The 23042-nt window shown below is 28.2% G+C and carries 15 protein-coding genes; 2 read left to right on the top strand and 13 right to left on the bottom strand.

The window, feature by feature from the left end; all coding sequences use genetic code 11:
* Positions 1–288: 288 nt before the first annotated feature.
* The 12 genes from CNEONATNEC86_RS03075 to uxuA all read right to left on the bottom strand — a co-directional run bounded on the left by CNEONATNEC86_RS03075 (position 289) and on the right by uxuA (position 20029).
* The gene (locus CNEONATNEC86_RS03075; protein WP_159135496.1) at positions 289–1878 is read right to left on the bottom strand and encodes a response regulator transcription factor; all 1590 of its coding nucleotides are present in this window, start codon (positions 1876–1878) and stop codon (positions 289–291) included.
* On the bottom strand, positions 1875–3653 hold the full coding sequence (locus CNEONATNEC86_RS03070) for a sensor histidine kinase (protein WP_159135495.1): 1779 nt from the start codon (positions 3651–3653) through the stop codon (positions 1875–1877). Before CNEONATNEC86_RS03070 ends, CNEONATNEC86_RS03075 begins: the two co-directional genes overlap by 4 nt.
* A 154-nt stretch (positions 3654–3807) precedes the next feature.
* Positions 3808–5688, bottom strand: coding sequence for a sialate O-acetylesterase (locus CNEONATNEC86_RS03065; protein ID WP_159135494.1), 1881 nt, complete (start codon positions 5686–5688; stop codon positions 3808–3810).
* A gap of 127 nt (positions 5689–5815) precedes the next feature.
* The gene (locus CNEONATNEC86_RS03060) at positions 5816–8557 is read right to left on the bottom strand and encodes an endo-1,4-beta-xylanase (RefSeq protein ID WP_159135493.1); all 2742 of its coding nucleotides are present in this window, start codon (positions 8555–8557) and stop codon (positions 5816–5818) included.
* A gap of 42 nt (positions 8558–8599) precedes the next feature.
* On the bottom strand, positions 8600–10144 hold the full coding sequence (locus CNEONATNEC86_RS03055; protein ID WP_159135492.1) for a glycoside hydrolase family 43 protein: 1545 nt from the start codon (positions 10142–10144) through the stop codon (positions 8600–8602).
* 16 nt (positions 10145–10160) lie between these two features.
* On the bottom strand, positions 10161–11285 hold the full coding sequence (locus tag CNEONATNEC86_RS03050; RefSeq protein ID WP_159135491.1) for a family 8 glycosyl hydrolase: 1125 nt from the start codon (positions 11283–11285) through the stop codon (positions 10161–10163).
* Positions 11285–12181 (bottom strand): carbohydrate ABC transporter permease, encoded by an 897-nt coding sequence (locus CNEONATNEC86_RS03045; RefSeq protein WP_058293769.1) that lies wholly within the window; start codon positions 12179–12181, stop codon positions 11285–11287. Before CNEONATNEC86_RS03045 ends, CNEONATNEC86_RS03050 begins: the two co-directional genes overlap by 1 nt.
* Positions 12182–12195: 14 nt before the next feature.
* Positions 12196–13155, bottom strand: coding sequence for an ABC transporter permease (locus CNEONATNEC86_RS03040; protein ID WP_058293768.1), 960 nt, complete (start codon positions 13153–13155; stop codon positions 12196–12198).
* A gap of 71 nt (positions 13156–13226) precedes the next feature.
* Positions 13227–14897, bottom strand: coding sequence for a type 2 periplasmic-binding domain-containing protein (locus tag CNEONATNEC86_RS03035; protein ID WP_159135490.1), 1671 nt, complete (start codon positions 14895–14897; stop codon positions 13227–13229).
* A gap of 142 nt (positions 14898–15039) precedes the next feature.
* The gene (locus tag CNEONATNEC86_RS03030; protein WP_159135489.1) at positions 15040–17127 is read right to left on the bottom strand and encodes an alpha-glucuronidase family glycosyl hydrolase; all 2088 of its coding nucleotides are present in this window, start codon (positions 17125–17127) and stop codon (positions 15040–15042) included.
* Between the two features lie 108 nt (positions 17128–17235).
* Positions 17236–18852 carry a mannitol dehydrogenase family protein gene (locus tag CNEONATNEC86_RS03025; protein WP_159135488.1) on the bottom strand — a complete coding sequence of 539 codons (1617 nt, stop codon included), beginning with the start codon at positions 18850–18852 and terminating at the stop codon, positions 17236–17238.
* A gap of 109 nt (positions 18853–18961) precedes the next feature.
* Positions 18962–20029 carry a mannonate dehydratase gene (uxuA, locus tag CNEONATNEC86_RS03020; protein WP_058293764.1) on the bottom strand — a complete coding sequence of 356 codons (1068 nt, stop codon included), beginning with the start codon at positions 20027–20029 and terminating at the stop codon, positions 18962–18964.
* Positions 20030–20243: 214 nt separating this feature from the next.
* Between uxuA and CNEONATNEC86_RS03015 the strand changes: the two genes are divergently transcribed.
* Both CNEONATNEC86_RS03015 and CNEONATNEC86_RS03010 read left to right on the top strand, forming a co-directional pair.
* Positions 20244–21035, top strand: coding sequence for a helix-turn-helix domain-containing protein (locus CNEONATNEC86_RS03015; protein WP_125149479.1), 792 nt, complete (start codon positions 20244–20246; stop codon positions 21033–21035).
* A 265-nt stretch (positions 21036–21300) separates the two neighbouring features.
* Positions 21301–21987, top strand: a complete 687-nt coding sequence (locus CNEONATNEC86_RS03010; RefSeq protein WP_058293762.1) for a DUF624 domain-containing protein — start codon at positions 21301–21303, stop codon at positions 21985–21987.
* Positions 21988–22083: 96 nt separating this feature from the next.
* Here CNEONATNEC86_RS03010 and CNEONATNEC86_RS03005 read toward each other — a convergent pair whose 3' ends face one another.
* On the bottom strand, positions 22084–23034 hold the full coding sequence (locus tag CNEONATNEC86_RS03005; protein ID WP_058293761.1) for a sugar kinase: 951 nt from the start codon (positions 23032–23034) through the stop codon (positions 22084–22086).
* Between the last annotated feature and the right edge of the window lie 8 nt (positions 23035–23042).

Below are 23042 nucleotides of genomic sequence, written 5' to 3'. Positions count from 1 at the left end.
TACATCCGAACTATACTTACTACTAAAATTAAACATGTAATAAAAAATTCTTTAGAATTTGTACTACCTCGTAGCATTTTTAAAGCTTTCTTAATCTATAATATCATTACTTAACTTTTATTTTATATATACTTTCTATAGATAAAATACTAATAATTATATAAAATAAAGAATATACTTTACCTTAGTTAATTTAAATTATCCTCCAAGAAAATAAATCTACAGAAGCAATTCTTATTATAGAATTTGTTTCATTATTATAATTAAATAAATACCAGTATAGAAGTCTTATCTTCTATTAACATCTATAAGATGTCTTCTATATTGTGACGGGGTCATTCCCTTTAACTGAACAAATTTATTAATAAAATAATCAGTATTGCTATATCCAATAGCCTCAGAAATTTCATAAATTTTTTTATCACTTGTCGCCAATAATTGAGAAGCTTTTTCTATTCTAAAATTGTTAAGATATTCTTTGAATGATGTATTATATTTCTTTTTAAAAATCTGTCCTAAATATGCACTATTAATATAGTACTTTTCACTTAAAGATTTTAAACTTAGCTTTTCCATATATCCTTCTGAAATTTCTTTATCTATATAAGTTAAAACTCCTGATACTGAATTCTCTCTTAGTTGAGCTAAATACTTTGCAAATTCAAATGAAAATTCCTTTAAATGTTCTGAACTTCCTCTACTAACTATTTTAGAAAATGCTCCATAAGTAATATATCTCATTACCTCTTTTTGATCTGCATCAGCATCTAATTTTTTAGCAATATTTATTAGATTGCATAATAAGTAATTCACATTCATTTTTATAACATCTAAATCTATTGCAGTTTTCTTAAAGCTACTATACAACCTATCCACACAGTTTGAAATTTCTTCCTCATTATTTTCTTCAATTTCTTTTATTAACTCATCTATATATTGCTTTTCTACTCCATAAGAAACTTCATTTATTTCAATAATCTCATCATAATACGTTATACAGGAAAAATCAGTAAATATTTTTGCTATATTAGCACTTTTATATGATAATGACAAGTCTTCAATACATTCAACTTTCTGCCCAATATACATATAAAAGTCGTATTTTATTCTTTGTATTAATTCACCTCGAATTATTGATATATATTCTTTTTCCGTCAACCCTTTTTCTTTAGCTAATTCTTTATTATAGATAAATCCAACATCATAACAATTTCTATCATTACTTACATCAAAAATAACATTATAATAATGTTCATTTAAAATATCCATCATGCTTTTATATAGTTCTCTTTGAGCTTTTCTCTTACAGTCATCTGAAATATAGGTATCTGTATCATAATTTATTTCGACTATTATATATCTTAATAATCCATCAAAATCTAAATATTTTTTTACATAATCTAATTCAGCTTGGTCATATTTACCTAATATAATTGAACTTAAATTCTTATCATAAATAGTTTTATCTTTTATCTTTTCTTTATTATCCTTTATTTTTTCTTTTAGATATTCTTCTTTGAAACTAGTCAACACTTTTATAAGTTCATCCACTACAATTGGTTTTAAAATATAATCTTTGACATTATATTTTATAGCTTTTTTGGCATATTCAAATTCATAAAATCCGCTAAGTACAATAAATTTATACTTTTTCTTTATATTACTTTGGGTATACTCAATAAATTCTAATCCATTCATTTCTGGCATTTTTATATCTGTTATGATTAAATCTATTTCATTTTTCTGTAATTCCTTTATTGCTTCTACTCCATTACTTGCTTCTGCTACAATTTCATACCCATAACTCTCCCAGTCTATGAGTATTTGTATACCTTTTCTTATAAAAGGTTCATCATCTACTAATAATATCTTTATCATAATACTCTCCTCTCATTATTTAATGGTATTTGTATCAAAATCTCTGTTCCCCTATTTAATTCACTATCAAATTCAAATTTCATTGAATAATTACTATATGCTTGTAATCTTATACAAGTATTAATCATGCCTATACTTTTACTGTTATTCAACATTTCTATCTTTAAATTTTTTAGTTTCTCTTTTATTTCATTTAGCTTTTCTTCTTCCATACCTATTCCAGTATCTATGATTTCAATAAATAGATCTACTTCATTCTTAAATATAGTTACATATATACTTGCATTACGTGGAACTTGCTCAACTCCATGCACACATGCATTTTCAACAAAACCTATTATAGATAGCTTAGGTATTTTAATTTTTTTGCAATTTTCCATAACATTCAAAACAAAGTCAAGTTTATCTCCAAAACGATATTTTTGAATATTAAGATAATTCTCTACAAATGTCATTTCTTCTTGAATTGTCACAGTATCATCTCCCCAGTTAACTATATTTCTCAATAATACTGCTAATTTTTCAATTATCTCCCCCGTTTCTTTTTCACCTTTTATTAAACTTCTCATTCTTATGCTTTCAAGAGTATTAAATAAGAAATGTGGATTTATTTGGCTTTGTAGAGCTCTCAGTTCTAATTGCTTTTTAGCCAATTCTAAAGCTTGTTTTTCTACATTTTTAAGAAGTACTTCTTCTATTAATTCTTTTATTCTACATACCATTAAATTATAACTTTTTATTAGCCTCCCTATTTCATCTTTGCCTTCATCACACACTATTGTGTTAAACTCTTCATCTTCAACCTTATCTAAATAACTATTAATTAATAAAATTCTATCTTTAAAAGATTTAGATACCATATTAATTACTATAGTTGGTAACAATAAATTAAATAATATAAGTATTAAAATAACAGCTTTTTCTTCTCTTAGTTTATTTAATACATTAATATTATCCGCAGTAATAACTACATTCCACACTTCGCCTGTTCCTCTTACTTTAATAGATCTACTAAATTTAAAATCTTTTTCTTTAATATTATCAATCGACTTAAATTCTTCTTTAGAATTATCATCTTTGACATTAGAAAATAATATATTCTTATCATTACAGACGTATAAATTAGCATTCATTTTTTCACTTGCTATTTCATTGAATATCTTATCATAGTTTAGATCTATCTTTAAAATCTGGGTATTCTCTGGGGAATCATTTAATTTGTTAATTATACTTATCTTTCTATAGGGGTTATCATTTAAAATGTTTATTACACTTCTATCAAAATACGTACTTAAAATTAAGCTTTTATTGCTCTCAAATGCATCCTTATACCATTTAGTTTCTTTTAATTCTGGAGTGATTTTTTCAAAGTATGCAGAATCAGATATAGTATTGTTATCTGTATAAATTGTTAACTTATATATATTGCTTGAAGTATAGTATGAGTTTATAGATGTTATTTTTAATAAATCAGTATATTCTTCATAGAACTCTATGTAACTAGCATACTTCTTATTTAGAAAACTTTTTAATACACTATTAATATATAAATCGTTTGCAATAGACATACTTTCTTCTATTCTTGTACTAAGATTATATTTTACTCTATCAAGGGTATTCTGAATATTTATCATTTGCTCATTATCGTAATACTTTTTCATACTAAAAAAAATAAGAGAATTAGTTACAATAATAGGAATTAATACACATACTATATATATTATTAATAATTTCGACCTTATACTGTAGTTATTAATCATATATTTATTTTTCATAGCTTTCTCCTTATAATATGAATTTTAACACATATACCTTTATATTTCATTAATTGATATTAATTCTCTTTTCTTTATTACTTTATTTAAAAGCTTAGATTTGCAAAGAGAGGATTCAATATTGAATCCTCTCTTTATTTATAGGTGTAGTTCTTTACTTTGTGCTAAATGGTGAGGCTGGCAATCCTTCTTTATTATATAATGTAACTTCTAACGGACAATCTGCCCAACAATATCTTACACCACATATGCAATCCACTTTATCACTAACTACTTCTACTACATTATTAGTTAATATTGCTTTTGCAGGTATATATATATCATCTTCGCCACATACTGCAAAATGTTTTAATTCTGATCCTTTTACTAAAAGTCCACTAGCTATATTAGTAAAATAGACCTTAGCTTTGTTATTACATACTTCTAACTTTTCATATAGTGGTCCACTATGAACAATCTCTTCATTATAAATTATTTTTCTAGCACATAATGCTAACCTTTTACCAACATCTTTTTTATTTAGCGGATGTAAGTCATTATATTCTCCTAAATCTATAGCTACTGCCATTCCTGTATTATTAACTTTTAACGTTCTCCTTTGTAAATCTCTAACAAGTGCCCAATTACTTTCGCTATATTCTTCACTTGGTTCCATATAATTAGCTAATTGAACAAATAAGAATGGAAAATCACCTATATTCCAAGTCTCTCTCCAATTTTTGATCATATCTGTAAATAATTCTTCATAATCATAAGGATATTCAGTATTGGACTCACCCTGATACCATATAACCCCTGCTATATTATAATCTTTAATTGGATAAATCAACTTATTATAAAGACCTACTGGTTTAAATTCAAAAAATGTTTGCTGCTCTAAAGCTTCCATCTTACATCCTATTTTATATTTCCATAAACCTTTTAAATCTATTTTTTCAGATCCGATAATCAATTCATAATCCTTATCTTTTATAAATCCACCTACATTAATGTTGCTTATTAATCGTATAGTTATAATATTTTTACCTTCTTTTAGTATATCTTTAGGAATATCATATTTCCTTGGTGGATACATATAATCGGTCTGTCCTACTTTAATACCATTAATATATACTGCATCCCAATCTACAATCGCACCTAATAATAATTTACTTTTTAAATTTTCTGCACATTTTGATAAATATATCTCTTTTCTAAACCATATACATCCATTAATATTTTCAAGCTCTGTCCCCTCAAAACTTTGCGGAACTGTCATAGTGCTCCAATTTGAATCATCATAATTTTCACTATACCATCTATCTTGTTCATCCTTATAACCTTCATCAATATTATTTATGGTTGTATACCACTCATTTATTCTATCCATATCGCTTTTTATTGTGGCTTGCACATAATAATCATTTTTACATCTTTCTATTGTTTCAGTAAACCTCGAATATTTATTCAAAGCTTCCTCGCTCATCCAGCTTTCTGCTCTACTTCCACCTACTGCATTTATTATTAATCCTATTGGTATTTTATATCTTTCATATAAATCTTTTGCAAAAAAATATGCTACCGCACTACATTCACAAGCATTTTGTGGATTAATTTCTAACCATCCACTTCCATTAATTTCTTCTTGTGGTCCATGAAAATCATATTCTTTTAGTAATGTAAATCTTCTTATATTTGAATTACTATATCCATTTACTTCATCTTCATATAAATCAACAACTCTACTTATTGGTAATTCCATATTAGATTGCCCACTACAAACATATACATCACCTATTAAAATATCTTTAATTCGTCTTTCTTCTTTTCCCTTAATTATCATTTCATAAGGGCCACCAGCTTCTAAGTTTTTTAATGTCACTTTAAAATATCCATTTTCATCAGTAATACTTTCGTACTTTTCATCGCAAAATTCGATTAGTATATTTTCATTTTTATTTGCTTTTCCTGTAATTGAAGTTTTATTTCCCCTTTGTAAAATCATCCCATCACTAACTAAAGCAGGCAACCACATTTTATTCAAATTTAATGACATACTTTAAATCTCCTTTAAGTTAAAAATTATAAAATATATAAATATCATCAAAATCTCATATTTAGCTTCTCTTTTTTGAATATTTATTTTGTATATATTATTTTTCTAATATATTTATTAGGATTATTTAACCAATTAATAATATATTACCGATATTCTTCAGAGTAGACCATGTCATAGAAGATTCATCACACCAAATATTTACCCCATTTCTTGTACCATTAGTAGCATCATTTACTTGAAAATCAAATCCTAAAATTTGATTAACTACAGCTTGATTATTTAAAGGTATAGCCATTTCTACTACGTATCCATCATCAGTTTTACTAGCTGCTGATTTGAATTTATCAACAATTCTGTTTCCTCCACCACTTTGTTCATTATCATAATTTACTCTATATTGAGCATCATCATTATCATAATCCGAAGTTCTCGCATTATTTTCATCAATAAATGCCTCAACAGAATCTTGCTCGTGTAAATTTTTACTAGTTTTATCTAAAGTGCCATCACTAACTTCACTTAATACATAAATATAATTTTTATCCCATAAAAGTCTAACTTTAGCTTTAGCTGTACCTTCCCCTTGTAGACTTACATCTGTGCTGATAACATTAGCTGTCTTCCATATATCATCTATACTACCATCAATAACTGGAGTTCCTTTTTTAACTTCTACTAATTTTGATGCTTGACTAAATAATAATATTCCACCATTTTCAGGATTTAATGTATCTGTGCTTGCATAATCATTCCAAACTGCTGAAGATGTTATATCCCCATTAGAATCATTGTCATTAATTTTCATATCAAATATAATTTTAGTTCCTAATTTAGCTTCAATGCCCTCTAATGGTAATTTAGCTTGTATTTGATATCCACTAGATGTTTTACTAACCTTAATTCTATCATTGTTAGTACTACGATTAATTGAATATTTTTCATATTTACCTTCACTATTAGATACATATATATCTACACTATCTTTATCTCCAACTGTTTCATCATGTACATCTGCAAAAATATATAAATTATCCACATCCCACATAGATTTTACCTTAGCTGTAGCTCCATCTAATCCTTTTACAAATGAATTAACATCAAAGGATTTAGTTGTGATCCATTTGGCGTCCACATTATTTCCTATTACAGGCGTTCCACTTGATGTATTTACTGTCTTTTTATATACATCAACTTTCGAAGGATCTACAATCGCCCAATAAGCTGGCTTAGCCTGTAAATTTCTATCGAAAAGCAATGCGGCATTATTTCTACCCACTACTGGGAAATTATCTAACCATGAATCATCATCTGAATTACCCCAGAACATAACTAATCCTAAATTACCTTTTTGGGCTTCTTCTTTATAAACATCAAATAGTGATTTGTATTGACTTGCTTGTTGTACTAAAATATCATTTGTTATATTTTCAGGTTCATCATCACTATTATAAATTGACATATCTAATTCTGTAACTTGAACAGTAAAATCTGGGTTGTATTTTTTCAAAGTTGCAAATTTTTCAATACACGATTTAATTTGCTCTACTGAAGGGCTAGTTATAGAAATATGACTTTGAATACCTATACCGTCTACTGGGATGCCTTTTTTAAGCATTCTCTCAACTAAATTATATAAATCATCTCTTTTTCTAGTGCTTCCTTCTGTACCATACTCATTTATAATTAATTTTGCCTCTGGATCAGCTTCATGAGCATATTTAAAGGCTAATTCAATATAATCACTATCATAGCCATCACCATCAATATCTCCTATTATAGATTTCCATTTTGATCCTTCATTCTCTCCTCTTAAGCCACTATTATCTGAGATAACTTCATTTACAACATCCCAATATTTTATCTTTCCTTTATATCTTCCAACCACAGTTTTTATATGATTCTCTAGTCTACTTCTTAATAATTCACTTGAAGCTGATTTAGTTGAGTCATTTTTATCTTCAAAGAACCAATTAGGTATTTGACTATGCCAAACCAAAGTATGTCCTCTTAATATCATTCCATTTTCTTGACCAAACTCTACATACTTATCTGCTTCATCCCAATTAAAATTACCTTCAGTTGGTTGTAGTGCATCAGGTTTCATAAAATTACCTGGCACCAATGCATTATATTGATATTTTAAGAATTCAGAATGAATATCACTACTATCAAGCTGATTTGAATTAATTGCTGTTCCAACAGGAAAATAATCGCTAAATATCTCTTTTAATTTTGGAATATCTTTTTGGAAATCTTTTTTTGCTATTTCTGTTTTTGTAATAACTAAATTGTCTAAATAAAAATCAATTTTATCCGAATCATTAACTTTATCATCTGCTTTATAAGGTAATTCTATATATAAAGAATATTTATCTGCGCTTTCAGGAATTGTATAGTCACCTTCTATTTTAGTCCACTGACCTTTTTTTGCTATACCACTTCCAGCAGTTTTGTAAGTTTTGCTCTCACTAGTAACATTTTCAAATTGTAAATTAAAAGCTTGATTATCTAATCCATTTTCATCACCATACATTACATATACAGAAAAATGATAAGTTTCTCCTTTAGTAAGTATATTAGTTAAGTCTTTTATAGGTCCTTCCCATGTTTTTGTTCTTCCTGATACTTTTAAAGAATTATTTTCTTCGTATTTTTGTGTTGAATCCTGTGAAACTACAGCTCCTCCTCTAGTTTTCCATTCACCTATACTTTCCTCAAAATTTTCGGAATACTGCACATCTGCTATCTGCTCTGTTTGTGCTAAAGCTGGTACAATATTATGTTGTAATGGTATACAAATTATATTAGTTATTAGTCCAATAGTAATTACGCTAATCCATTTTAATACTTTTTTCTTATTTAACATATAACCTCTCCCTTTACATATCAAATCTCATTATCTATATTGCTATTTTATATCTTGATACTCAAAACATAAAAAGTCTGCATAATTATTGCTTTTATACCTATTACTTGATCCATACATACCTAATGTGCAACCTACAAATCCTCCAGCTACCTCAGTGCTTAAATTCCTTGTATCCACATCACGTTGTAATACCTCATAATTAATCCCATCATAACCATAATAGAATGTTAATAAAGAATCTTTACATTGTATTTTTAAATATAATCTTTTATTTTTTATTTCTACTTCATTAAGTATGATAGATTTTTCTTTATTCTTTTCAATTATTCTTAGTACATATTTTTCTTCTTTTTTTGTGTATTCATATGTCATATAATATTCATTACTTTGAACTACAGCAATACCAGCACACTCATTTTGTGAGTTCGGAGTAAAATCCATTGCTGTTGATGCAATATAGTTATAACTCTTTTGTCTTAAAGCTATATAAGCCGGATTATCTAAATCACTTAAGGTTTGTTCTTTAAGATATAGTCTTAGAGCTCCTTCCCTTTCTTTAAGAGAATACAAATTTTCTGACGGATTTTTTAAAAATAGCCACTCTTTTTCAAGTTGTTCTTTATAAAAATGATATGAATTTGTTTTTCTTTCTACTGGATATTCACAAAGATCAACTTCTTGTTCTTCCTGCAATATTCCAACCCCATAATTTATAATCGGCCAATCTTCTTCCCAATCAACTGTTGCTAAGAATGTTTCTCTTCCTATATTACAATATCCATTAAACTTTCTGCTTGCTAGCATTATAATAAACCATTTATCATCTTGTGTACTTATTAAATCACCATGTCCAACATGTTGTATTGGATATTTATTACCTAAATGTCTGTGCGTAATTATTGGATTTTTAGGATTTCCTACATACTCTCCAAATATAGATGTACTTCTTGCTACTGTGATACAATGATCAGGACCTGTACCTCCCTCAGCAATCATGAGATAATAATAATTGCCTTTCTTATAAATATGAGGACCTTCTGGCCAAATTACATTTTTAAGAGCACCTTTCCATATTTTATGACTTTCTCCTACTAGCTTCATAGAGTTTAAATCTAATTCTTGTGTCCACACTTCCCAATCTCCATTATATCTTACGCCTTGCTGATTCGGTCTTGTTCCTACATAATAAGCCTTTCCATCGTTATCAAAAAATAAACTTGGATCAATTCCTTGAGCACCTTCTAAAAAGTTAGGATCACTCCATGGACCAGCCGGATCTTTAGATGTAACTATAAAGTTACCTCCATGAGTAATATTAGTTGTTATCATGTAATATGTTCCATCATTATATCTTATAGTTGGAGCAAATATTCCTTCTGAATGTCTTGTATTACTCAAGTCTAGCTGAGATTTTCTATCTAAAACATTACCTATCTGTTCCCAGTTGCTTAAATCCTTACTTCTAAATATAGGTACTCCTGGGAAATAAGTAAATGTTGAAGTTACTAAATAAAAGTATTCATCATCTTTACATATTGATGGATCTGGATAAAATCCAGATAATATAGGATTCTTAATTTTCATAAACTGTAACTCTCCTTTACTTCCAGATTTTATAATTTCCACTTAACGCTAAAAAAGCAAATAAGTATAAACAGTTATCATAATATCTTCTTTCATCGCTTCTTAAAGGTGTGTTCCAAAATAAATCTATACATTCCTTTTTATACTTTCCTTTAGCTGCTAAAGATGCCATAGCGTTTGTTGCTATAATAGCTACAGGATGAAGTGCTTTTTCATTTATAATTGTTCCATCTATTTCATAAACTAAATCATCTTGTCCCTTTACTGTCTCACAAAAGAATTTTTGAATTTTATCTGCACATTCACATTCCCAATCCGAATATTCAAACCATTCATAGCTTAGTCCTAAATTTGCAGCAACTCTATATGAATCACTATAATACCTTTCACGATTATCATGCTTAAAAGGAGAGCCATCATAATATGAATATTCAGGTGCTAAACCTGTCACTGGATGACATGCCTTTTTTAAATATTCTCTACTGTTTTGAGAGGCTTTTTTCCAAAACTCTTTATCTTCTTCATTACACCATAAAGCAAACAAATCATAAAAATGTGGTAAATGATAGGATGGATCAGTAAAATCTACTGTTGGAACAAATTTTATTAATTTATTATTTATATCCCACATGCTGTCTCCATCATTTTTTTCACCTTTATGAATACAATCATGTAGAATATTTCTTGCTTCCAAAGAATAATTAAATATTCCTTTTCCATCTCCCCATCTATTACTTGCAAAGAATAAAGATAATGCGAAATATTCTTCACCATCTGGAGCTGGACCATCAGAATTTTTTATACCACTTGGTTGAACTGACCAAGCAAAATATCCTTTATTCCAGCCTGAATCCATCCACATATACGTTTTAGCAAATTTCCATAATTTATCAAACTCTTTTTTCATGTTTCTTTGAACACACATCATCATTGCATATGACATACCTTCTGTTCGTACATCATAATTTCCTGTATCTATAAAACATGCCATATTATTCTCTGTTTCATGATACAATCTTTCCTCTTCATTTCCATAAAAAATTGTATCGTATATTTCATCTAATCTCTTTTCAATTTTATTTTCATCATATCCATATTCTTTAAAAAGATTAGTATAATTTTCAGTTAAATATGCTCCCATTATTCTTTAACGCCTCCAATTGTAAGCCCTGTAACAAAGTATCTTTGTAAAAATGGATATAGACATACTATTGGTGCCGCTGTGATTATTGTAGTTGCTGCACGTATAGATTTCGGTGTTACAATATTACCAGCATTTTTCATCATATCAACAGTACCTGAAGTACCTTGTTGTGTCGCTGCTGATAACAATTTCATAAGTTCATATTGAAGAGTTGTCAATGAAGAATTACCTGCACAATATAACATTGAATCAAACCAAGAGTTCCATTGGCCAACAGCTACAAATAATGCTACTGTTGCAAGAACAGGCTTACATAGCGGTAATATTATTTGAATAAATATTCTAAAATCACCTGCCCCATCAATTTTAGCTGATTCTGATAAACTATCTGGAAGTCCATTCATATAAGTTCTAATTACTATCATATTAAAGGCACTAACTAAGCCTGGTAATATGTATACTAGAAAGTTATTTAATAAATGCAATTTCTTTATTAATACATAAGTTGGGATCATTCCACCACCTACATACATTGTCAAAACATATATAAATGAAAGTTGTTTTTTAAACATATACTCTTTTCTACTTAAAACATAAGCTAACATCGCTGTTAGAAATACTTGCAATACTGTTCCTATTACTGTTCTTGAAACTGAAATAAATGCAGCTTGGCTTAAATTTTGATTATTAAATACTGACTTATAGTTTTGAAGTGTGAACACTCTTGGCCATAAATATATTCCTCCTCTTACCGAATCAATACCATCATTAAATGAAATCGCTAATGTATTCAGTATTGGATACAATGTGACAATTAAAAATAGCACCATGAATATTCCTATTAAAGTATCATATACAATATCTCGCTTACTTCTTCTTCTCCAATTTGCCATAATTGCTCCTCCTTCTAGAATAATCTCTCTTCACCAGCAGATTTAGCCAAACGATTTGCTATGAATATTAAAGTCACACTAATTACGCTTTTGAATATACCTGCTGCCGTTGCTAAAGAATAGTTATTTAAACTAATACCATATTTTAATACGAAAATATCTATTGTTTGTGATACTTCCTGTACAAGACCATTACCTAAAAGATATTGAACTTCAAATCCTGCATTTAATATATTACCAATGTTCATTATTAATAATATAAATATAGTAGATTTAATTCCTGGCAATGTTACATGAAGCATCTTTTGAAATCTTCCTGCACCATCAATTTCTGCTGCTTCGTATAAATCTGGACTTATAGCAGTAATTGCTGAAAGGTAAATAATACTTCCCCAACCCACTTCTTTCCATACATTTGTTATACCTACTATTCCCCAAAAATATTTTGTGTCTGCAAAGAAATTAATTGGCTGATTAATAATATTAGTTGCTAATAAGAGTTGGTTTATAATACCACCATCTGAAGAAAGAACATCTGCAACAATCCCTGTTACAATTATCCATGAAAGGAAATGAGGTAAATAAGATACTGTCTGAATGAATTTTTTTGATAATATATTTCTTAATTCGTTAAGTAATAGTGCAAATCCTATTGAACAAATAAATCCTAATGTTAAATTTATCAAACTCATACACAATGTATTTCTTACTACTTTTAAGAACGTTGGATCTGAAAATAAGAATTTAAACTGATCCAGTCCACACCACGTTTGGTCAAATAACCCTTTTGCAGGTTTATACTTTTGAAATGCCATAAGCCATCCTGCAAGAGGAAGATAATTGAAGATAAATATATATATCAAAAATGGAATAGACATGATAATTAGTGTCTTTTGTTTCATAATTTTCTTAAATAAATCTTTTTTAGGTTTTGTTTCTACGTTTAAGCTAAGATTTTTCATTTCTGCTTCCATACTATTTTCTCCTTTAATTTATTTTAGTAGTAAGGGAATTCTAAAAATCTTCCCTTATTACTAACAATTTTTTATTTACTTAATAATTCAACTCTTCTCTTAACTTCTTGTGTCAATACATCTTCATATGCTTTAACGTCTGCTTGAGTAGTTAATGTTGTTGTATATTCATTCCAAGTTGATTCAAAATTTGAAGTCCCTGACATTACAATTTTTGGAAGCCATTGTTTCTTAATATCATCCATCTTTTGTGATGCAATTCCTGCTGCAGAATCTGCAGTTAAAGTATTAACATATGAATAAATAGGGAACCAAAGTTCATTTTCTTCTGGTGGTGGATTTAAAAAGTCTGCAAATGTTTCATATCCATAAGCATCAAGAATCTTCTTATCTGTTTCACTTAATGTAGCACGGAATTCTTCTGGTTGCTCTCCTGGAAGTATAGTATTAATTCCATCTGCTTGCATTCCTTTATAGTTAGGGAAGTAAGAATATGCACACATATTAGCATTAACCCAATCTTGATTTTTAGAATTATCTCTTTGTTCTTCAGTTCTATAAAATTTACCATTTTCATCCACTTTATAGTCTACGTCTTTTTCCCCCCATGATCTCATTGTTATTACTTCAGGATCTAATAAATCATTTATAACTTTTAAAGCTCCTTCTACATCTTTACAACTTGTTGATATACCAATACCACTACCAGCATTAAACTCTAGTTTGCTTCTATAGTGCTCTGTAACATTTGGGTCAATAGTTAAACCTAACGGTACATAAGTTCTTTCATCTTTGCCTTGTTGCTTTAATGAATTTTCAGCATTTTGAAATTGCCAATGTTGATCAACCATACCAAGAACTCTACCTGTAGAGATCTTGGAAATATATTGGTCATATGATGATGTGAACGTTTCTGGATCTATATTTCCTTTAGCATATTGCTCATTTAATATTTTAAAATATTCTTTTGCTTCTGGAATTGTATTATAATTTTTAGCTGTTAATGTATCTTTATCTATAATGGCTTTACCATCATTAGGATATCCAGCTACAAATTGTGGAGGATTTTCTAAACAGAAATATCTCCAATCATCAGAAAGAATCTCAAAACCTATAGTAGGTTGTCCATCTATTGTTGGGTTTGCTTCCTTATATGCTGATATTAAATCAAAATATTCCTGTACTGTTTTTATTGTTGGATAATTTGCCCATTCTAAAACAGCTTTTTGAATCCAAAATGCTTCTGATCCCATATTGGTATCTGTTTCTTTTCCTTGAACTGTTGAGAATTGATTTATATAGTAAATATGACCATCAGGTTGTGTTAACCTTTTTCTATCTTGTTCAGATAAGTACTTGGATAGATTTGGATATTTATCTATATAATCTTCTAATGGAATAAGTGCGCCAGCATCAATCAATGCTTGTGTTGCATCTCCTGCATCTATAAAATCTGGATATTCGCCCCCCGCAACCATAACACCAATTCTTTCTTTAGAAGTTTGTCCAGTAAGCCATTGTTCATCAACTTCTGCTCCAATTTTCTCTGTTATTAATTTTTTCACTCTATTATTATCTGGAATTTCCTTTCCAGCTGTTGCAAAAAATGCTGTGAATTTTTTTACTCCACCATCGGATGCTGAACTATTATCAGCATCCGATTTACTACCACATCCACCCAATGCACCTACCAAAAACATAGTTGTCAATACTAAAGCTAATAATGATTTTGTTTTTTTCATTTACCTTTCCCCCCATACTAAAATCACATTGATTTTGACTATTATTTGTAAACGTTTGTTACAAATATATTGTATCATCCATCTTTATTAGTTACATCATAACTTTCTATATATAAAATACCAAAAACTATAGTTTTTATAATCAATATATTTTTCTATTCTTCTTATCGCTTATTCCACTTATTCTATAAAAGTACGTATTTATAATGTCTCTCCATTCTTTAGCACTTTCTAGTTGTACATATAAGCCATTTAAGATACTTTCATAAATTTCTCTATTTAGTCTCTCTTTAATTTCTTTTATTGCATCAATGAATTTTTCTACTGTTTCATACCCTTCAAAGTGACTATCATAAATGTGCTCAATCACAGTCTTATTCGATTTTAATATATGATTATAAGAAACATGATGAAAAAATAATAATAATTCATCTGGACATGAATATAAATTATTATATCTGCTACTAAGTGGTTCGTTATATTGATTTACATAGCCTGTACCAGTTTCCATTGTTCTATCTATCCCAATTCCTTTGCAGTCTGCTCTATGATAAGTGCCCCAAGGAGAAAACTCATAGCCATTAACATCTGGTCCATAATGATGTCCTGGAGCTACCATCCATCCTATTCCTAAAGGAGATGTGTAATTTTCATAAGCTTTCCATGAGTTCATTAGTATATATTCAATATTTTTCACAACTAATTCATCATCACCCAAAGTAAGCTTAATCCATTCTTGTGCAATTTGTTCACTGCTTATTTCACTATTCCATATAATTCTTCCATAACCATATAGATTGGCTTGTGCTAATATACTTCCTGTCCAATTTTCATCATTCCCTACATTAACAACACCAGCAATTCCTTCTATTCTATCAGCTACAGAGCTATATTCATTATTTGCATATGTTTCTGACTCTAAAATTTCCTTCCACCATGGAATCAAGTAGCATACATGCTTTTGTTGTCCTGTATATTCTTGAGTTATTTGAAATTCCATTAGCATATTTGTTTTGTCTAATTTCCCAAATAAAGGTGATATAGGTTCTCTAACTTGAAAATCCATTGGTCCATTTTTTATTTGTAAATATACATTATCTAAAAATTCACCATCTAATTGAGCAAAACATTCAAAAGCTGCTTTTGCTCTATCTGTTCTTTTATCTCTCCAATCCTGTCTACAGTTATATACAAAACACCTCCATATAAGCTTTCCACCATAAGGTTGTAATTCTTTTGCTAGCATATTAGCTCCATCAGCATGATTACGGCCATAAGTAAATGGTCCTGGTCTGCCTTCTGAATCTGCTTTAACCATAAAACCACCTAAATTGGGAAGTACACTATATACATATTTTATTTTTTCTCTCCACCACTTAATTACATTTTCATCTAAAGGATCAGAAGTATCTAAATCTTTTAATGTTATTGGTGATGCAAAATTTATACTTAAATAAGTTATTATTCCATATTTTATCATTATGTCACTTATAGTTTTTACAACATCTATCCTTTTATTTATTAGTTCAGTTTCTAATGTGTGTACATTTGTGTTATTTATTGTTATAGCATTTATTCCAATTGAACAAAGCATTCTAGCATAATCATTTATTCTATCTAAATCAGAAGCTACTTTGTAATCATCATTAAATGCATCTCTTATTAAATCGTAAGTTGCATTTATTCCTATAGCAGCCATAATATCTTTCATTTTATCTTTATTTCTTACACTTTCATATAATATAGAACTACCAGAAAATCCTCTTTCAACAGTTCCATCTAAGTTATCCCAATGATCTATCATTCTTATTGATTTCGATGGATTATCTATTATTTCTTTATTATCTAAATCTGTACCTTGTTCCAATAATCTTAATAAAGCAAAACTTCCATAAAGAATACCTTCTTCATTAATAGCACTTATTGTTATATTAGAAGCTTTTCCTTCTTTTAATTCATGTTTTATAATATAACCATCTTTAACTATTCTACTATCTTCTATTAATCTTAAAACTATATGATCTTCCTTTATTTCATATTCAAAAATATTAGACTTACTCTCTTCGAAATCACATTGTTTTAAAGCAACTTCAAATTCATTTATAGCAGACTTAATTAAACTTGTATTACTTTTCACTACTATGTTTTTAAGATAATTTGAATATTTACTCTTTTTTACTTCTCTATGACTTAACCAGCATAAATACATATTGCTTTCTTTATTCACCATAATAAACCCCCATTTTATTTAAAAGAGCTATATCAAAACAAATAATTTTACTACCACTTAATGTTCTGATAGAGCTTCTCATATTTTATTTTTCTATATTTTAGAATCTTAATTCAAATACTTTATTAAAGTGATTCTTACTGCGCCATTACACCTTACAAGCTCCTCAAAATAACTTTCTATCATTTCACCAATACCAGCTTCATATAAATTAATTCCAAAAGTATTTTCATTAGAAAGAATAGGATGTAATTCTTTTGAAAAAGGTCCCTTATCTCCAATTTTTATATCTTTAACATATTCTCTTAATGTCTCTAACATTGGATCACTACTTAATATAAATTCTTTTCCTTCATCATTAATTCCTAATAAATATCTACACCATCCAGCTATAACTAAAGGTATAAATGTCAAGTCTTTTACATTTAAACTATCATGCTTAATATATGATTTGATTGTTTCACCAAAACGAATACCTAACTTTTGTGATGTATCTGTTGCTATTCTTTGAGGTGTATCTGGCATAAATGGATTTGGTAATCTAACATTTAATACTTCATCTATAAAATCTTTTGGCTTTATTATTTCTGGATCAACGACTACTGGTAATCCCTCTTTATATCCTATGTTTTCAATAAGTAATCTTAATTCTTTATCATTCATTTCTTGATATATTTTTGTATGTGATAATAAACATCCATATATAGCTAATGCTGTATGAAGCGGATTAAGGCATGTACATACTTTCATCTTTTCTACTCTATCTACAGTAGCTCTATCTGTAAATTTAACTCCAACCTCATCAAGCTTTGGTCTTCCATTAGGGAATGCATCTTCTATAACTAAATACTCTGATTCTTCAGCATTTGTAAATAAAGCAGCATAAGTATTTTTAGTTGTTATTATAGGATCTACATTTTCAATTCCATCTTGTATAAGGCTTTCCTTTACATTATCATCTGGTCTTGGGGTTATTTTATCTATCATACTCCATGGAAAAGAAACTAATCCCTTATCATTTATATAATTATAAAATCCTTCTTCTACTAATTTATTTTTAGTCCATGCCTTAGCAAAGGAATTTATTGCATTGTAAAGCTTTGTTCCATTATGAGAACAATTGTCCATACTTACTAATGCTATAGGTTTCTTACCGCTTAAATATCTTTCATAGCATAATGCAGATATCTTTCCAATATAGCTTTTAGGATAATTTGGACCACTAATGAAATCTTCTTCAACATCTGTAATTAAATTTCCATTTTTATCATTAATACTATATCCCTTTTCTGTTATAGTGAAACTTACCATTTGTAAAGAATCTGCTTTAAAAATTTCTTTTAATCTTTCAAAATCTTTTTCATTTTGACTATCAGCCTTTAAAGCTTCTACAACACTAGCTACTACCGTCTTTTCTATTTGCCCATCAGCTTTTAAAGTGACTAATAAACTTAGATTATCATGAGGCTTATTCATTTTATCTATAATTTCATAATCATAACCCTCTGCGACTATTATTCCTGTATGCTCTTTACCTTGTTCTAAAAGTTTTTGCTGTAATAATGCTGGAAATGATCTGAATATATTTCCAGCGCCAAAATGTATCCAAGTTGGATTTTCCTTTGTATTTTTTATCGCTTCATTTATATTAAATTGTGGGAGCTTTATGTTTCTTTCAGTCCACGCTTCGTAGTTTAAAATCCCATCATAGTTTAATCTTAACATATACAACCATCTCCTAAAGTTTAGATTAATCCTCTTTATTTTTATGTTCTTTCATATTACTTAACTATAACCAATAATTACATTATTTCACTTCGAATTACTCACCTTATTATTTGCCTAGCTTTTGTAAACTTTCTAGTATTCCATTTAAATATGCTACTCCAAGTGCTCTATCATAAAGCCCATAACCTGGCATTGACTTTTCTCCCCATATAGCTCTTCCATGATCTGGTCTTACTATTCCATTAAAACCAATTTCATATAATGTTTTCATAATTGCATACATATCTAAAGAACCATCAGAAGATAGATGTGCAGCTTCATCAAATTTTCCCTTACCTAAATGCTTAATATTTCTAACATGTGCAAAATGAATTTTTCCTTTTAGAGATTTTATGATGTCTACAATATCATTATTTGGATTTGAACCTAAAGACCCAGTACATAATGTTACTCCATTACATGGACTATCAACCATTGTAACTAATCTTAACAAGTTTTCTTTACATGTCATTATTCTTGGCAATCCAAATACAGGCCAAGCTGGATCATCTGGATGTATTGCCATCTTTATGTTATATTTTTCGCATGTTGGCATAATAGCTTCTAAAAAATATTTTAAATTACTAAATAATTTTTCATTATCCACGTCTCTATATAATTCAAACAATTCTTTAATTCTAGCCATACGTTGTGGCTCCCATCCTGGCAATTCAAATCCATTAGATTTAGAATCCATAGATGATAATAAATTCTCTAGATTTATCTTATCAATTAATTCTTGGTCATATGATAGAACTGTAGATCCATCATTTCTTACTTTTGCAAGATCACTTCTTGTCCAATCAAATACCGGCATAAAGTTATAGCAAACAACATCAATCTTCTCCTTACCTAACCTTTCTAAAGTTGTAATATAATTTTCAATGTATTTATCTCTATCATCGCTACCAACTTTAATAGAATCATGTATATTAACACTTTCTATTCCAGCTATTCTTAACCCAGCATCCTCTACTTCTTTTTTTATAGCTCTTATTTTTTCTACTTTCCATACTTCACCTGGCATAGTATCATATAAAGTTGTTACTACACCTGTAACTCCTGGTATCTGTCTTATTTGTTCTAATGTAACACTATCAAACTTTTTACCAAACCATCTTAAAGTCATTTCCATTGATAATCACTCATCCTTTTCATATTTTAATAAAATAATAATCATTGTGGTTTTTAGAATCTTTACTTAATAATTCACATTGTTATACTCTTAATCAGCAAGTATTCTAGGATTTATTTATTCCTTATTCTATAATTCTAGCTATTTATTATTTGACTTTACAAGTTGTTACTTATATAATTATAGACAAAATTTATCATCTTAGGAGTTTTATATGTTAAAATACGAAGCCTACCATTTTGGTGAAAATAACCTATTTTCTTCTTTTCATAATTACAATTTTAACTATACAAAAAACTTACATAGAAGCTTTGAGTTTGTTTATGTAAAAGAAGGTAATATTGAAATATGTATAAATACTAGAAGTTTCACTTTAAAAAAGAATCAATGTGCACTCATATTACCTTATGAATCACATTCTTTTTCAACTAAGGATTACTCTGATTCATATATCTGTGTATTTTCTCCAGAATATATAAGCACTTTTAATAATATGGCATATGGAAAATTCTTAGAAAACCCTGTTTTTGAACTTTCAAATATTTCTCAAAATTTAGTAATTAACAATATCTTTAACCCAAATAATAATATTCTACAAATTAAATCAATACTTTATCTTATTTGCTATGAACTACTTGAGCAGACTACATTATTAGAAGCTACAAAAACTGATTATGAACTTCTTCATAAGATTTTAAACTACATACAAGAAAACTTTACAAAAGATATTTCATTAAATCATGTAGCTAATAAATTTGGATACAGTTATACTTATATCTCTAAATATTTAAACAATATTTTAGGTATCTCTTTCAATGATTTTATAAATGAAAATAGAATAAGCTATGCTATACACTTGCTAAAAAACACAGATTTGTCAATTACTGATATTTCTTTCTCGTGTGGCTATTCAAGTATACGGTCATTTAATCGAAATTTTCTAAAAATAGTAAATACTACTCCAAAGAACTATAAAAATAACTTAATAAACAAAAACATAACCTAGATATTTTTAAAAAATTAATTAATAATTTCTTACAATTAGAAAAGAAGAAAACATTAATATACCTTCTTCTTTTCTAAAAATATCATATCCATACTCACCTTTTTTAGAATTACCTTTTTGTAAAATTTTTAATATATTATTTATTAAATTGTGGTTTTATTGTATAATATCTGTAAACCTTTCATTAAGATAATAATGATTTATTATAGTATTTTTGATTTATTTTTCCCCGAAAATAATTTGCTAACAATGAAAGGAGCCACTTATGAAAAAAGATTTTTATGATCAGCCACTTTTCACAATTTCAAACTATTTTATTGCATATTTTTTAAACAGTATTTATTTCTCTTTATGCAATATATTACTAATTTTTTTCTTTCTTTTAATAGAAATATCATCAGATAATTTTAGTTTATTTTCATTATTTGTTGCGCTTATACCATTAGGACCTGCATTAGGTTCACTTTACTGCACAATGGGAAAAGTAGTGCGGGAAAAAGAATTATTTTCTTCTTCTTACTATTGGAAATCTTATAAAAATAACTTTATATCATTTTTAAAGATTTGGATGTTTTTTCTTAGTGTCATTTATATCTTGCTATTTGATTTTATGTATTTTTACTTAAATTCACCACAAACTCAACTTTATTGGATCTTTATGATACTAACTGTACTTTTTGCATTATTAGGCACCTATGCCTTTTCAATAAATTCTAGATTTAGAATTACATTTAAAAACTTGATTATTTTATCAATTAGTTGTATGTTTAAGAATTTCGGTACAAGCATCTTAAAGTTCGTAATTATGGGAATCATATATTATTTGTGTAAAAATCTTTCAATTGGATTTTTACTGTTTATTCCTGGTGCAATATGCATGCTTTTTTATTACTATGATAAAGCCATATTAGATAAAATAGAGAAAACATACATTTCTTCTAGCTCCTATTAAAGAGATTAAACTAATAATTCCTCTAAAATATAAAGACTGCTAAGAATTATTTTCAAAAACCATTCTTAGCAGCACTTTTATATATTTATCAATTTATTATCGTTCTATATTTTTACTCTTTCCTATAAAGCTCATTAATTTATCATAATCTGGATATCCCTCACAATCACCTTTAACAAGTGTTGCCATAGCACCTACACCATTAGCATATTCTCCTATTTCTTTTAATGATAACTTTTCTAAATATCCACATATTATTCCAGCTGCAAAACCATCCCCTGCTCCTGCAGTATCTGCAATAATATCATGAACATCATATCCATTTACAACAACGCTTTCTTCTTTATTTTTTAAATAACATCCATTTGCGCCTAACTTTAAGCAAACTAATTTTGCTCCTTTTTCTAGAAAGTAATCACAAATCTCATCTTTATCTTCTAATCCTAAAAGAAGCTGTCCTTCATCTATTCCTGGAAGAACTATATCCGCATGACTTGCTATATCTAATAGAACTTTTTTAGCTTCTCTAATATCCCATAACTTTAATCTTATATTTGGATCAAATGATATAAGTACATTATTCTCTTTTGCAATCTGTATTGCTTTATAAACTGCTTTTCTACAAGATTTTGATAATGCTGGTGTTATTCCTGTAATATGAAGAATCTTGGAATTCTTAATATATTCTTCATCTATATCTTCTTCACTTATATTGCTTGCTGCTGAATTTTTTCTAAAATAATACACATTCGGATTTTTACCTTGGTAACATTCTTTAAAAAGTAATCCACATGAATTTTCTCTATCCACAATAACTCTTGATGTATCTACACCTTCACTTCTTATTGTATTCAAAATAAACTTTCCAAATTCATCATTTGATATTTTAGAGAACCAGCCAATACTGTGATTAAGTCTTGAAACTGCAATTGCAAAATTTGATTCAGCGCCACCTAATGATTTAGTAAATGTGTTTATATGTCTTAAAGGTCCATTACTGTTAGGAGCTAAAACAACCATAGATTCTCCAAAAGTTACAACATCCATAACTACTC

Origin of the sequence: Clostridium neonatale (genome assembly GCF_900465025.1) — a bacterium.
In the GTDB taxonomy this organism is placed as follows: Bacteria; Bacillota; Clostridia; order Clostridiales; family Clostridiaceae; genus Clostridium; species Clostridium neonatale.
Note: the sequence above shows the minus strand (reverse complement) of the source record. Positions and strands in the feature narration are given on the sequence as shown.